12 protein-coding genes and 1 other RNA gene are annotated in these 12829 nt (G+C 41.9%); 4 read left to right on the forward strand and 9 right to left on the reverse strand.

Annotated features, from left to right (window positions below):
• The first annotated feature begins 30 nt into the window (after positions 1-30).
• Positions 31-180, forward strand: a complete 150-nt coding sequence (locus A0O21_RS10895; protein ID WP_158511700.1) for a hypothetical protein — start codon at positions 31-33, stop codon at positions 178-180.
• Between the two features lie 126 nt (positions 181-306).
• Here the strand turns inward: A0O21_RS10895 and rpoZ are convergent, their stop codons facing one another.
• The 3 genes from rpoZ to A0O21_RS07245 all read right to left on the reverse strand — a co-directional run bounded on the left by rpoZ (position 307) and on the right by A0O21_RS07245 (position 3204).
• Entirely contained in the window at positions 307-624 is a 318-nt protein-coding gene (rpoZ, locus tag A0O21_RS07230) for a DNA-directed RNA polymerase subunit omega (protein WP_067063589.1), read from the reverse strand.
• Between the two features lie 21 nt (positions 625-645).
• Positions 646-1272: a guanylate kinase gene (gmk, locus tag A0O21_RS07235; RefSeq protein WP_067063592.1), complete on the reverse strand. Its 627-nt coding sequence runs from the start codon at positions 1270-1272 to the stop codon at positions 646-648.
• 324 nt (positions 1273-1596) lie between these two features.
• Positions 1597-3204 carry a ribonuclease Y gene (locus tag A0O21_RS07245; RefSeq protein ID WP_067063600.1) on the reverse strand — a complete coding sequence of 536 codons (1608 nt, stop codon included), beginning with the start codon at positions 3202-3204 and terminating at the stop codon, positions 1597-1599.
• Positions 3205-3611: 407 nt separating this feature from the next.
• On the opposite strand from A0O21_RS07245, the gene A0O21_RS07250 reads away from it, so the two are divergent.
• Complete coding sequence (locus tag A0O21_RS07250; RefSeq protein ID WP_067063603.1) at positions 3612-4094, forward strand: S-ribosylhomocysteine lyase; 483 nt, start codon at positions 3612-3614, stop codon at positions 4092-4094.
• Between the two features lie 114 nt (positions 4095-4208).
• Here A0O21_RS07250 and A0O21_RS07255 read toward each other — a convergent pair whose 3' ends face one another.
• The 5 genes from A0O21_RS07255 to A0O21_RS07275 all read right to left on the reverse strand — a co-directional run bounded on the left by A0O21_RS07255 (position 4209) and on the right by A0O21_RS07275 (position 8336).
• Positions 4209-5621 (reverse strand): cell division site-positioning protein MapZ family protein, encoded by a 1413-nt coding sequence (locus A0O21_RS07255; RefSeq protein WP_067063607.1) that lies wholly within the window; start codon positions 5619-5621, stop codon positions 4209-4211.
• A gap of 15 nt (positions 5622-5636) precedes the next feature.
• Complete coding sequence (locus A0O21_RS07260) at positions 5637-6791, reverse strand: THUMP domain-containing class I SAM-dependent RNA methyltransferase (RefSeq protein ID WP_067063611.1); 1155 nt, start codon at positions 6789-6791, stop codon at positions 5637-5639.
• A 73-nt stretch (positions 6792-6864) separates the two neighbouring features.
• An RNA gene (gene rnpB / locus A0O21_RS07265) (RNase P RNA component class B) lies at positions 6865-7244 on the reverse strand.
• 21 nt (positions 7245-7265) lie between these two features.
• Positions 7266-7607, reverse strand: a complete 342-nt coding sequence (gpsB, locus tag A0O21_RS07270; protein ID WP_067063614.1) for a cell division regulator GpsB — start codon at positions 7605-7607, stop codon at positions 7266-7268.
• Positions 7608-7817: 210 nt separating this feature from the next.
• Positions 7818-8336 carry an SLOG family protein gene (locus tag A0O21_RS07275; RefSeq protein ID WP_067063618.1) on the reverse strand — a complete coding sequence of 173 codons (519 nt, stop codon included), beginning with the start codon at positions 8334-8336 and terminating at the stop codon, positions 7818-7820.
• Between the two features lie 80 nt (positions 8337-8416).
• Between A0O21_RS07275 and recU the strand changes: the two genes are divergently transcribed.
• Both recU and pbp1a read left to right on the forward strand, forming a co-directional pair.
• Positions 8417-9046: a Holliday junction resolvase RecU gene (recU, locus tag A0O21_RS07280; protein WP_067063621.1), complete on the forward strand. Its 630-nt coding sequence runs from the start codon at positions 8417-8419 to the stop codon at positions 9044-9046.
• Entirely contained in the window at positions 9006-11234 is a 2229-nt protein-coding gene (gene pbp1a, locus A0O21_RS07285) for a penicillin-binding protein PBP1A (RefSeq protein ID WP_067063625.1), read from the forward strand. Before recU ends, pbp1a begins: the two co-directional genes overlap by 41 nt.
• Before the next feature lie 196 nt (positions 11235-11430).
• On the opposite strand, the gene pepC is transcribed toward pbp1a, so the two are convergent.
• Positions 11431-12765: an aminopeptidase C gene (gene pepC / locus A0O21_RS07290; protein WP_067063628.1), complete on the reverse strand. Its 1335-nt coding sequence runs from the start codon at positions 12763-12765 to the stop codon at positions 11431-11433.
• Positions 12766-12829: the final 64 nt, after the last annotated feature.

Genomic DNA, 12829 nt, shown 5'->3' on the forward strand with positions numbered 1-12829 from the left:
GCCGTTTAAAAATCCGTATGAAAATAGGGGATGGCAAGTGATGCTGACATCACGATGACAGCCATCTTTTTCACTAGGATTTTAGGGCGTGTTCAATTCCAACAAGATACAAAGCCCGTTAAAAGAGCAAAACAAAAAGACGGTAAGTCCGAAATCTCTGATCGGGCAGGCATCCCTTAGGCAATTAAAAGCGTGTTTTTCATACCGTTCACGGCTCAAAGATGGATTAAGAACCTCAGCTCTGATTTGTGAAGAGCTGTAGCTGTCATTCTTAGTCTTAAATAAAAATCTAAGATTGTAACAACCTTAGATCTTTTCTCCTTCTTCTTCCTTTTCTTTAGCGATTTGTTCTTTAATCTTACGTTCTTCTTCTTCCTGAGCAAGCCTATCCGCTTCAGCCTTAGCTAAAACAGCCGCTCGCTTGGCTTCCGGATCCGGGTGGATAGCAACATTACCGGAATTGATCTCCTCTAAGGCCCGAAGAGTGGACTTTACTGCCTTAAACTCTTGTGTTGGTTTAGCACCGAATTCAAGTTCATGTGCGCGTTTAGCCTGCAGAACGCATAAAGAATATTTTGAAGGAATTCTATCCAACAAGGTATCAATGGAAGGTCTTAACATCATAGCTTTATTCTCTTTTCTAAATTATCTGCTTAATCGAGTTTCCTCAATCATCTTCATATAATGTCCGATAACACGTTCAACACGAAAGTGTTCTGTTTCAATAATATGCTTGACACGCTCTGCAGCCAGACTCACTTCGTCATTAACCACAGCATAGTCATATTCCCGCATAAGGGCAATTTCCTCTTTTGCACGTTCGATACGCTTTGCAATATTTTCTTTACTGTCAGTCCCGCGGTTGATGAGGCGTTCTTGAAGCTTGCCTAAATCGGGCGGGGTCAGAAAGATAAATACGCCATCAGGAACTTTTTTCTTAACTTGAAGGGCGCCTTGAACCTCAATTTCCAAAAAAACATCAATCCCCTTGTCTAAAGTTTCATTCACATAAGTTAAGGGAGTACCATAATAGTTACCGACATATTCAGCATATTCCAGCATCTGGCCGTTTTTGATTAATTCTTCAAACTCTTCACGTGTACGGAAAAAATAATCAACACCTTCGACTTCTCCGGAGCGCTGCGGGCGTGTTGTCATAGAAACGGAATACTCAAACTTATGATCCGGTGTTGAAAAAATCTCTTGTCTTACCGTCCCTTTGCCGACACCGGAAGGTCCGGAAAAAACAATTAATAAGCCACGTTCAGCCATCTCATGCTCCTTAGAATTACTTTCATTTAGTGTATCAAAATTAAAAGTTTTTTTCAAGAAAATTTACTGAACAGTTTATCTGTCAAGCATCCGCTGATTTTTCAGACTTTGCTGCTATGTGCTTGACTTTTCCCACCAATTACTGTGCTTATAAAAGATAAGCCCATTCTCTAAAAAAGAATACAGACAGTCTGCTAGCTGCAGACCTAAGTGGCTTTTTCTCTTTTGTCGGAGAGGAGAAGGCAAAAAAAGAGAGCACAGCGGCTCAGTGCTGGAAAATCGGATTTCAAAATCCAACTTACCAAAAACAGCTATCACTCTCTTTTATTTAGCATAGTCAATTGCCCGCATTTCTCGGATAACAGTCACCTTGATATTCCCCGGATAATCTAAATCATTTTCGATTTTTTTGCGAACCTTATGGGATAACAGAACCACTTGATCATCTGATATTTTTTCAGGCTGCACCATAATCCGAATTTCGCGGCCTGCCTGCAGGGCATAACTGTTTTGTACACCTTCAAAGCTTGTCGCAATTTCTTCCAAATCCCGTAAACGTTTAATGTAGTTCTCCATTGACTCATTACGAGCACCGGGCCGGGCAGAACTAAGCGCATCAGCTGCTGCAACTAAAACAGCTATCACACTTTTTGCTTCGACATCCCCATGGTGACTGGCAATAGTATTGATAACAACAGGATGTTCTTTATACTTACGAGCAAACTCTGTCCCAATTTCTACATGGCTTCCTTCGACTTCACGGTCAAGGGCTTTCCCCATATCATGTAAAAAACCAGCTCTGCGGGCAAGATCAATATTCTCCCCTAGTTCGCCAGCTAAAATACCGGCTAATTTCCCAACTTCAATGGAGTGCCGGAGAACATTTTGCCCGTATGAAGTACGGAATTGCAGGCGTCCCATAATCTTAATCAAATCGGGGTGAAGATTGGGAGCTCCGATTTCGTATGCAGCTGCTTCACCGTATTCGCGTATACGATTATCCATCTCCAAACGGTTTTTCTCAACCAATTCTTCAATACGAGCCGGATGAATCCGGCCGTCCTGAATAAGAGCTTCAAGGGTCATGCGTGCAATTTCACGACGAATAGGATCAAATCCTGAAAGAACGACCACTTCAGGGGTATCATCAATAATGACATCAATTCCCGTTAAGCTCTCAAGTGTGCGGATGTTTCGGCCTTCGCGGCCAATAATACGGCCCTTCATATTATCATCAGGCAGATGCACACTGGTGATTGTCTGCTCTGTCACATAGTCGCCTGCCATACGCTGCATAGCCTGAGCTAATATATTCTTGGCAGTTTTATTAGCGCGGTCCTTCACTTCGCGTTCTGCTTCTCTAATACGGCTGGCGATATCATGGGATAAATTCTTTTCCGTTTCAGCCAAAATAATCGCACGCGCTTCTTCTTGATTAAGTTCAGCAACTTTTTCAAGTTCTTCGCTTTTTTTGGCTTCTAGGGTAGCAACTTGTTCTTCGCGCTCATCAATATTTCTAGATTTATCGGTTAGACTTTGTTCTCTGCTATCCAGGAGTCTTTCTTTACTGGACAAATTTTCATCTTTACGGTCAAGAGAAGAGGCACGTTCTGTCAGCCGTGTCTCCATTTGCTTGAGCTCTTGTCTTTCAGACTTAAATTCTTTTTCAATTTCTTCTCGATATTTTCTAGCCTCTTCTTTTGCTTCTAAAAGTAATTCTTTTTTATGAGCTTTACTTTCACGATCCGCTGTTTGACGAATGCGGTCAGCCTCTAATTCAGCCTGTCCCCGCATGTTGACAGCATCCTGTTCGGCATTCAAAAGAGTCAGTTCAGCAGCTTCTTTCGCAGACTTCAGTCTAATCGAAATAAGCGCATAACCAATGATTAAACCAATGAGGGCACAAACAAGTGCTAAAATAAGATTTAACATGTTTATACCTCTATCTATTTTTTAGTTTTCTTAACAGAAAGCTATCTTTTAGTTTATCATAAAATAAGATTTTCGACAATTAAAATTGAAAACCTTCTCTATTTTATGATATGATTTAAAAGAGAGATAGGGAAGGCGGAATTAAAAATCTAACCCTTAAATTACTGCTAGTAATATATACAATATGCAAGCCATCCTGTGGCCTTTAGTCGCTTTTCCAAAATTTTAAATTGTTACTGGACAGCTCCATCCTACAGAATAGATTAGCAGTGATTTAAAGGTTAAAGTTTTTATTGGAGCCTCCTCTTCTAATCGTTCTGGCAGAGGGGCGTCTACGAAATCAAAGATTTCGGACTTACCGTCATTTTCATATGGATTTTATATCTTGGTTTACATGGAGGAGAAAAATGAAAAAAGATGTTATTGTTGAAAGTTTTGAGCTTGATCATACAGCAGTAAAGGCGCCTTATGTCCGTCATATTTCCGAGGAGTCTGGACCTAAAGGTGATATCATCAGTAATTTCGATATCCGTCTGGTTCAGCCTAATGAAAATGCTATTCCTACAGCAGGACTGCACACAATTGAACACCTCTTGGCTAAGCTGATCCGCCAGAGAATTGAGGGAATGATCGACTGTTCACCTTTTGGCTGCAGGACGGGATTTCACCTTATTATGTGGGGAGAGCACTCCAGTACTGATATTGCAAAAGTTATTAAAGCAAGCTTGGAAGAGATAGCTCAAACAACAAGCTGGGAAGATGTGCCGGGAACCACAGCCGAATCCTGCGGTAATTACAAGGATCACAGCCTGTTCTCTGCCAAAGAATGGGCTAAATCGGTCTTAGATGCAGGTATTTCAGACAATCCTTTTGAACGGCATCTCGTTTAACAGCCCTTTTACCGAAAATACAGCAAAAAAAGCTTGGTTGTAAAAATTTACGACCAAGCTTTTTATATATCAAAACAGCAGAAAGAGAGAATTCTCGTAATCTAACAGCTGTTTTTAATAATCCAGTCCATCTGAGTAGCCTGAAGCATTGCCGACAAAATAGCCTGTTTTACAGTTGATGGAAAAAAGATAGGTGCCATCAGGCTTGTACATATTGTAATAACCGTTGCCGTTAATAATATTAATAGGTTCAAGGATGTAGTCATTTCCTGAGATATAGCCGCGCTCCTGAGAAGTCGCCACAATTTTTTCAAGCACTCCGGGATTAAAAGCCCATGCTGAATTAGCACTGTCCGCCACGGCCTCTGCACTATATGGGACACGTGAACGGCTGCGATCCAGCGTTGAACTGTCATAGCCCGAAATACCAGAACCATTTACTGCTGAATTCGACTCAGCAGCTGAACTTTCTCCCGAAGCAGCCTGTTGCGATGAGCTGCTCCCTTTAGCAGCCAGCTGCTCACGGCCGGCAGCAATAACTTTTTGCAGCAAGGTATCCAAGCTGGCATTGCCGGTATTTAAAGTTTCACTGGACAAATCGTCAAAATTAGCATCTGATTTGACAGCGGCAGACTCTACCTGCTTTCCATCAGCAATGGCATCAGAAGTAAACTTGCCATTTACTGCTTGAACCGCTTTTATTTGACGGCTCAGCTTATCGTATTTACTTTTAGCATCCTTATAATAATCTGTATCAGCTAACTGTTTAAGAGCCGTTTCTAATTTAGAAAGATTAGTGAACTCACTGTTTTTAGGCAAAGTTTGCTGGTCATCCGCAAAAAAGGACTGATACAGACTGTCAAATTCATCTGCAGCTTCCTTCGTACTATCTTTCGAACTTGAAGCAGTTGAAGATGTGCTGGCTTTATCGGCAGACGAACCCGATGTTTGCTGCTGTGACCGCTGACGATTCAGATAATTCATTCCAAAACCAGCAGCAAAAACGGCAAGAATCAGAGCAAATAAGGCCCCCAGCAATAGCTTGCGTTTTTTATAGAAAGGAGCGTTCTTGTCCTTTGCGCTTGCAAGAGGCTCCTCAGCCGGTTCTGGATCAGAAGCCATTTCAGTTCCCGACTGACGCACTGTTTCTTCAGCGATAAAAGTGTCCTCTGTCACTGTACCAAACTGTACCGGCTCCTCACTTGAATCAGAGAATTTTTTTTCTGCCTCATCTTGAAGAAGACTGGACTGTTCTAACTCTTCACGCTGCTGTTTGATAAAATCATCAAGCGTAGCTGTATCCAATTTTTCATACCTGGCAGTAATGGTGTCAAATTTTTGCGAAGCAACTTCTTCAGGATGCTGTTTGATATATTTGTCTAAAACACCATCTTCTTCAGTGACTCCAGCTTTGATTTCTGAATCTTTGCGAACGGCTTCGCCGACAGTCATCTCCCGAGCTTTTTCAAAATCCAGTTTTGACTCTTCATTTTCCTGTTCCTGTGGCTTCTTCTTTTCCTCTGTCACCCTTTCCCTGCCTTTCTAAACCTGAGCACGTTTGACACGTTCACCAAAAAACTGGTATAAATCAACTTTCAGTGTTCCATTGTACAGTTTTCGTTTTTTATCGGCTGGCATGCCGTATTTCTTTTCAAATTGTTCATCACTAGTCAAAATAAACTTACTCCAAGTCTTCAGCGGAGCGAAGGCTTGACCCATCTCATTATACAAAATATTAACTGCTTTGTCATCCAGCAGTCGCTCGCCATAGGGAGGATTGGCTATAATAACACCATTGATTTTCTCCGTTTTAAGGTCTTGAAGGCGCATTTGTTTCAGTTTGATGACATCTTCAAGTCCGGCTGCTGCTACATTTTTCTTGGCAGTTTCAATCATTCGGCCGTCAATATCAAAACCGGAAATATCCAGCTCAACTGTTCGGTCAATTTGCCCCTCTGCCTCTGCACGAAGCTTTGCCGTCAGTTCCTGATCAAACCAAGACCAAGATTCAAAGGCAAAGCTGCGCCTGAGGCCCGGGGCCATATTCATGCCAATCATAGCCGCTTCAATACAAAAAGTTGCTGATCCGCAAGTTGGATCGATAAAAGGTTTATCAGGGTACCAATTGCTTAGCTCAATAATAGCCGCAGCCATATTTTCTTTAAGCGGAGCGCCTCCCTTATCCACACGGTAACCGCGTTTAAATAAACTGGATCCGCTTGTATCAATCAGCACGCTGACCTGATTTTTGACAATAGCAAGCTCAATCCGGAACTCTGCACCATGTTCCGGTAGGGGAATGCTCTCCGGCCGATGATAATACTGCTGCAGTTTTTTAACAACAGCTTTTTTTGCAACAGCCTGTACACTGGGTTCATTATGAAGCTGGGATTTGACACATTTGGCCTTGGCAATCGGAAATTGTGCACCGAGAGGCAGGTAGTTTTCCCAATCAAGAGACTTTATCCCTTGAAAAAGTTCTTCAAAAGTAAGAGCTGTAAATTCTCCAACTACAATTTTGACACGATCCGCTGACCGCAGCCACAAATTACTTCTGATAATAGCCGTCTGGTCTCCCTGAAAACGAACTTTGCCGTTTTCAACCTGGCAGTCTATTTTTAAATTTCTGATTTCACGGCCGACAACAGCTTCAAGACCTGCTCCGGCTGTCGCCACTAAATTAAAGCTTTCTTTCATTACAGTCCTTTTATTTTTATTCATCAAAGTTAAATAAAAGCTAGCAGATGCTAGCTCAACCTATTATGCAATTTTCTATAAGCCATGTTTTGTTCCGGAAACAGCTAGGCTCCTGCTTCCTTCGATAATCATCTGTCTACTGTTTCCAGTCAGGACAGTGCGTTCGCTTTCCGCCTGCCCCGTGCCCCTACCAAAGTTTGGGTTGCTAGCTTGAGGGGTTTACCGCGTTCCACCTCCTATGTTTCCATAAAAGCTTCGTCACTGTGGCACTTTCAGGATTAATCCCGCCTATCCTTCAATAAAAGGACTTAGCCGTTTCATCCGCCGTAACGTGTTTTAACACGTCCCTGGGCTTATTTTTTCACCCAGCACAAACACTACCGACATCACAGCCGGTGCTAGCATGGACTTTCCTCATGAAAGACTGACTCTCTCATGCGATTATCCAAAAATTGCATTTAAATTCCTGACTCATTATTCAATAATCTGTTTGCCAAACACTTCTTTTTCCAATCGGCTGATACGTTTTAGAATGTCAAAATTAGTAGCAGACTGTGCAACACGAGTTTGTTCAGGAACAGCAGCTACTTTTGCAGGGGCCGGAGAAGGGGCTTTTTTTTCTGTTTTAGCCCGCGCAGCGGCCTGTTTAAGTTTTTCATTTTCCTCACGCAGTTCTTGAATCTGTTCGATATAGGTTTCATAATCTTTGATGACATCATCTAAAAACTCATCGACTTCTTTTCTGTCATACCCGCGCATACTGGTTCTAAATTCTTGTTCAAAAATATCTTTGGGACTAAAAATAATACTTGCCATTCTATCCTCTCCAAACATAACAATTCTTAAATAGTGAAAATTTAATTTTAACTATCTATCACTTCCATCATAGCTAAAAAAAATTCAAAAATCAAGTATTAAGATCTGTTTCATAATTAAAAAAAGATGACATTCCAATGTCTAAAACTTATCATTTGCAGCTCAGCAAACTAGACTTGCAATGCTCTAAAAAGCTGTTTGGCAGAAAAACTACCAATCATTCAGCAGGTCATTGAGCCTGTCAAAGGTTAAAAACAAGATAGGATAATCCATACGTTTTTGTCCTTCATCTACCAGATAATGGAGATTGGTTTTCTGCTCACTGTCGTAAAAGATATAAGCGCCGTCTGAGTTATCAAGCAGAAACTGATTATACTGCCGAAACTGCCAAGGACCTTGATAAGCGTCATAACAGTATTTAAAAAAATCAACTGTCTTGAACTTTGTCCATTTTTCCTGATTGGCTGTATTCCAATTTTCTCCATGATTGCGGAAAAGGACAATGGTAGCAATGCCAAAATCATATGTTTGCTGCAGTTCCTGAGCGACCTCTAAAGCCCAAAATTCAAAACCAAGACTCCCGGTAAAAATAAGCCACTCAGCTCCCTCCTCCAGATAAGACAGCAAATCCTTTTTAATTGCTTTTTTTATCATTTCGATGCGCTTATCACTGTCTTGAAAGATTCCCAGATCAAAGCTTCTGTAGCCGGTTATAAGAATCGTATGCATAAAATATCATCCTTTTTAAAATTATGGTATAATAGTTTTGCTTTATATTATCCTATTTTGTATGTGAAGTTAGGAGGATTATGGTTAATTATCCGCACCCCCATCATCTCATCCGAAAAAAAACAGCAGGACAGTCAGACAAAAAGGTTAATTTTGCTAACCGAGGCATGTCTTTTGAAGCAGCAATTAATGCAACCAACAATTATTACTTGGCGCATTCTATTGCTGTCATTCATAAAAAGCCGACGCCCATCCAAATAGTGAAAGTGGATTATCCTATGCGCAGCCGCGCCAAGATTGTTGAAGCTTATTTCAGACAGCCGTCAACAACTGACTATTCCGGTGTTTACCGAGGGCACTATATTGATTTTGAAGCAAAGGAAACTCGGCTGAAAACAGCTATGCCTATGAAAAATTTTCATATGCATCAAATTGAGCACATGGCTAAAGTTTTAGAACAGCAGGGAATCTGCTTTGTTTTGCTTCATTTTTCATCATTAAAAGAAACCTATTTTCTGCCGGCTAAAGCTCTGATTGATTTTTATCAGATTGACCGCGGCACAAAATCAATGCCTCTTGATTATATCAAAAAGAAGGGCTATTGGGTAGAGATGAAGGCTCTGCCGCAGGTTCCTTATTTAGACATTATTGAAAATTATTTTTTAGGCGGTGATTACTATCAAAACGATTCAGTTCAGAAGAAGAAATAATCAAAAACGAGCCGGCAGAGAGCTTACAACTAGGGACAAGGTACTTAAAACAATTAAATACGCTGTCTTTGCTGCTCTCAGTCTGGCTCTCATCGGTATTGTTGTCGGCGGTCTCCTTTTTGCATACTATATCAGCAGTACACCAGAGCTTTCTGAAAGCAAACTCGAGTCTACTAACTCAAGTCTGGTTTACGATGTCAACAATAATCTCATTGCTGATTTGGGATCTGAAAAGCGGGAGAGCGTCACAGCTGACAGTATTCCGCTTAACCTTGTTAATGCTGTCACTTCCATAGAAGACAAACGTTTTTTTAAGCACCGCGGGATTGACCTTTACCGGATTATCGGCGCCGCTTGGAATAACCTAATCAGAAGCAGCACTCAGGGCGGCTCAACACTCGATCAGCAAGTCATCAAACTAGGCTACTTTTCGACCAGCGAATCCGATCAAACCTTAAAACGAAAGGCTCAGGAAGCTTGGCTGGCCCTGCAGATGGAGCGAAAATATACAAAAGAAGAAATCCTCACCTTCTATGTCAATAAAGTCTATATGGGCAACGGCAACTATGGAATGCTGACCGCTGCTAAGTCTTATTACAATAAAGACTTAAAAGATCTTTCTATTGCACAAATTGCTCTTTTGGCCGGTATTCCTCAGGCACCTAGTCAGTACGATCCTTACAGTGAACCCGAAGCAGCTCAAAAGCGGCGGGATTTAGTTCTGAAAGAGATGTATGAAGACGGCAATATCACACAGGCAGAATACGACGAAGCTGTAGCAACACCTGTTACAGATGGTCTGCAGGAACTTAAAGAAAATACCAATTATCCGAAATATATGGATAATTACCTCAAGCAGGTGATTGACGAAGTCAAAGAAACGACAGGACAGGATATCTTTTCGGCCGGTATGAAAGTTTATACTAATGTCGATCCTGAAGCACAGCAGTATCTTTATGACATTTATAACACTGATACTTATGTCAACTATCCTGATGCAGATTTTCAGGTGGCTTCAACAGTTATTGATGTGACTAACGGTAGGGTTATCGCTCAATTAGGCGGACGAAATCAAGACAGCAATGTATCTTTTGGAACTAATCAGGCTGTTTTGACCGATCGGGACTGGGGTTCAACAATGAAACCAATCTCTGCCTATGGTCCTGCTATCGAAAGTAAAGCCTACACTTCAACCGGTCAGTCGACAAATGATGCTGTTTACTACTGGCCAGGCACAACAACCCAGCTCTACAACTGGGACCGCCAATACTATGGCTCTATGTCTATTCAAACAGCGATCCAGCAGTCACGTAATGTGCCGGCTGTTAAAGCTCTGGAAGCTGCAGGCTTGGAGACCGCCCAGGAATTCCTGAGCGGCTTAGGCATTAACTATCCGGAAATGGTTTATTCAAATGCTATTTCCAGCAACACCAGCAGCTCTGATCAAAAATACGGAGCCAGCAGTGAAAAAATGGCAGCTGCCTACGCTGCTTTTGCCAACGGCGGAACTTATTACAAACCGCAGTATGTCAATAAAATTGAGTTTAATGACGGAACTTCCCAGAGCTACTCTGCTTCAGCAACACGGGCCATGGAAGAAACGACTGCTTATATGATGACGGACATGCTTAAAACAGTTTTAACCTACGGAACAGGGACTGAAGCCTCCATTTCCGGAATTTATCAGGCTGGTAAAACGGGAACATCTAATTACACTGATGAAGAACTGACTGAGATTGCTCAAGATAAGGGTATCAGCACTTACAGTGTAGGAACTATGGCTCCTGATGAAAATTTCGTCGGTTACACAACGCAGTATGCCATGGCTGTCTGGACCGGCTACAAGGATCGAATGACGCCTGTCTATGGTGATGGGATCAAAATTGCTGCTCAAGTCTACCGGGCAATGATGCTTTATTTAGCACAGTCTGGCAGCGGCAGTACTGATTGGACCATGCCAAGCGGTTTGTATCGAAGCGGATCCTATCTTTATCTGAGCGGCTACACGTCAAAAACTTACGAATCTTCTTCCAGCTCAGTCTACAACAACATCTATGGTTCATCAACCACTGAATCAGAGGCACCATCCAGTGAAGAAGACACTGATGCAAATGCTGATAACAGCAGTGATGATTCAGAACAATCCTCCTCTCAAAGCGAAAGTGAAGACGAAAACGAAGGGGACTAGTCAGCTTTAGATTAAAAATCTTATTTAAACAAAAAGACCAAGCTTTGTGCTAAGTGAACACTAAGCTTGGTCTTTTATTCATTTTTATCACTTTTCCAGCCTAACAAAGAGAGGCCGCCAGCTGACAGTACAATAATTCTCAAAAACTGAGCCAACTAAAAAGTACTTATTGAACTAGGAAGAAAATCTACTGCTGTCATTTAGCAAGAGCCCCCATCGGATCCCACGGATCCAGTACAGTTGGTTCTGCCTCATAGGCAGCACGCTCTTGATCTGTTAAAAAGTCTTTACGGACTACGATTTGATAGGCATACTCTTCTATCCAGTCGTCAGAAGCCACAAAATAGCCTTTGTCTCCGACCTTTTCACCCCAAGAATTCTCAACTTTCCATTTAAGCGGGCGACCGCTGTCATCTAAGTCAACCCCGGTTAACACCATGGCATGCGTCATTAGGCTCTCACCGTAATCCAGACGGCCGGCTTTATCCTGTTCGAAGTCAAGGTCTAAAGCAGCTGAAAAATCATAAGCTGTCGTCGCCAGAATCCCTTTTTTCCGTTCAGAAAACTGTCCGACATCTGAACCAAACCAGACTGTTTCTCCGGCTTTCAATTGTTTAAGAGCCAGCTCCTTGAAGCGATCTATATCTAGATTGAGGTAGCGGACGGCAGGGCCGCCGACAACATTTCCCAGCATCTCAACTGTATAAGACCGGCCATAGGGCTTGTCTGCAGTCGGAGCGTTAATAACAGACACATAGTTATTTAAGTCCATATGGATATATTTTTCATAGAAACGCTGCGGAGTGATCTGCTTATCAGCATGATAATGGCCGTCTTCATCGCGGTAGGAGAAATCAAAATGTCTTGGCGGCAAACCTAAATTGATGGCTAAAAAGTTAAAAATTCCCTGTAACAGTTCTTCTTTTTTAGCTTGAAGAGCCGAATGATCAGCACCTTGATTGAACAGTTCCCGCAGTATTTGTGCATCCTGCCGCAGCAATTTATTGAGATACTGATTCATTTCTCTGCTGGCGCTGGATGAGACGGATTCAGGATAAACTGACTTAGGTACAAGACCGTACTTTTCAAAAAGCGCAAGAGCCATATCCCACTGACCTCCGTCCTGCTGCGGAGTATCCAGTAAAAATTTAACCTTTCGACTGGAGAGTTCCAGATGCGCAGTAGCCAGAATCTGCTCAAGAAACCAGTTGGACTTTTCATACTTATCCCAGAAAAAGGTATGCGCTTGTGAAAATTCAAAATTTTCTACGTTAAAATCCTTAATCACTTGATGCCGAAAAGTATTGAGGGCAGCAAACATCCAACAGCGGCCTGAAGCTTTTTGGTCGGCAGCTTTGTCTTGAGTTAAATCAATAGAAAAAGTGTAATCGTTCTCCACTTCACTTTGCCGTGTTGCCAGCGACTTTAGCAGGCCGTTATGGGTTACAGCATGCTCCACAGCACGATATTTGAGATTGGCCTCATATTGTTCGAAAAGTTTATCTGTAAAACTTGTTTTTAATTCCGACATGTAAAAAGTCTCCTTTATTTGATTAAGCAACTTATGGCCTGATTAGGCAATTTTTGTCAGTTCT

Origin of the sequence: Streptococcus pantholopis (assembly GCF_001642085.1) — a bacterium.
Lineage (GTDB): Bacteria > Bacillota > Bacilli > Lactobacillales > Streptococcaceae > Streptococcus > Streptococcus pantholopis.

Coding starts and splice junctions, on each gene's coding strand:
- A0O21_RS10895 (WP_158511700.1), top strand. CDS start 31: ATGGCAAGTGATGCTGACATCACGATGACAGCCATCTTTTTCACTAGG.
- rpoZ (WP_067063589.1), bottom strand. CDS start 624: ATGATGTTAAGACCTTCCATTGATACCTTGTTGGATAGAATTCCTTCA.
- gmk (WP_067063592.1), bottom strand. CDS start 1,272: ATGGCTGAACGTGGCTTATTAATTGTTTTTTCCGGACCTTCCGGTGTC.
- A0O21_RS07245 (WP_067063600.1), bottom strand. CDS start 3,204: ATGTTAAATCTTATTTTAGCACTTGTTTGTGCCCTCATTGGTTTAATC.
- A0O21_RS07250 (WP_067063603.1), top strand. CDS start 3,612: ATGAAAAAAGATGTTATTGTTGAAAGTTTTGAGCTTGATCATACAGCA.
- A0O21_RS07260 (WP_067063611.1), bottom strand. CDS start 6,791: ATGAAAGAAAGCTTTAATTTAGTGGCGACAGCCGGAGCAGGTCTTGAA.
- gpsB (WP_067063614.1), bottom strand. CDS start 7,607: ATGGCAAGTATTATTTTTAGTCCCAAAGATATTTTTGAACAAGAATTT.
- A0O21_RS07275 (WP_067063618.1), bottom strand. CDS start 8,336: ATGCATACGATTCTTATAACCGGCTACAGAAGCTTTGATCTGGGAATC.
- recU (WP_067063621.1), top strand. CDS start 8,417: ATGGTTAATTATCCGCACCCCCATCATCTCATCCGAAAAAAAACAGCA.
- pepC (WP_067063628.1), bottom strand. CDS start 12,765: ATGTCGGAATTAAAAACAAGTTTTACAGATAAACTTTTCGAACAATAT.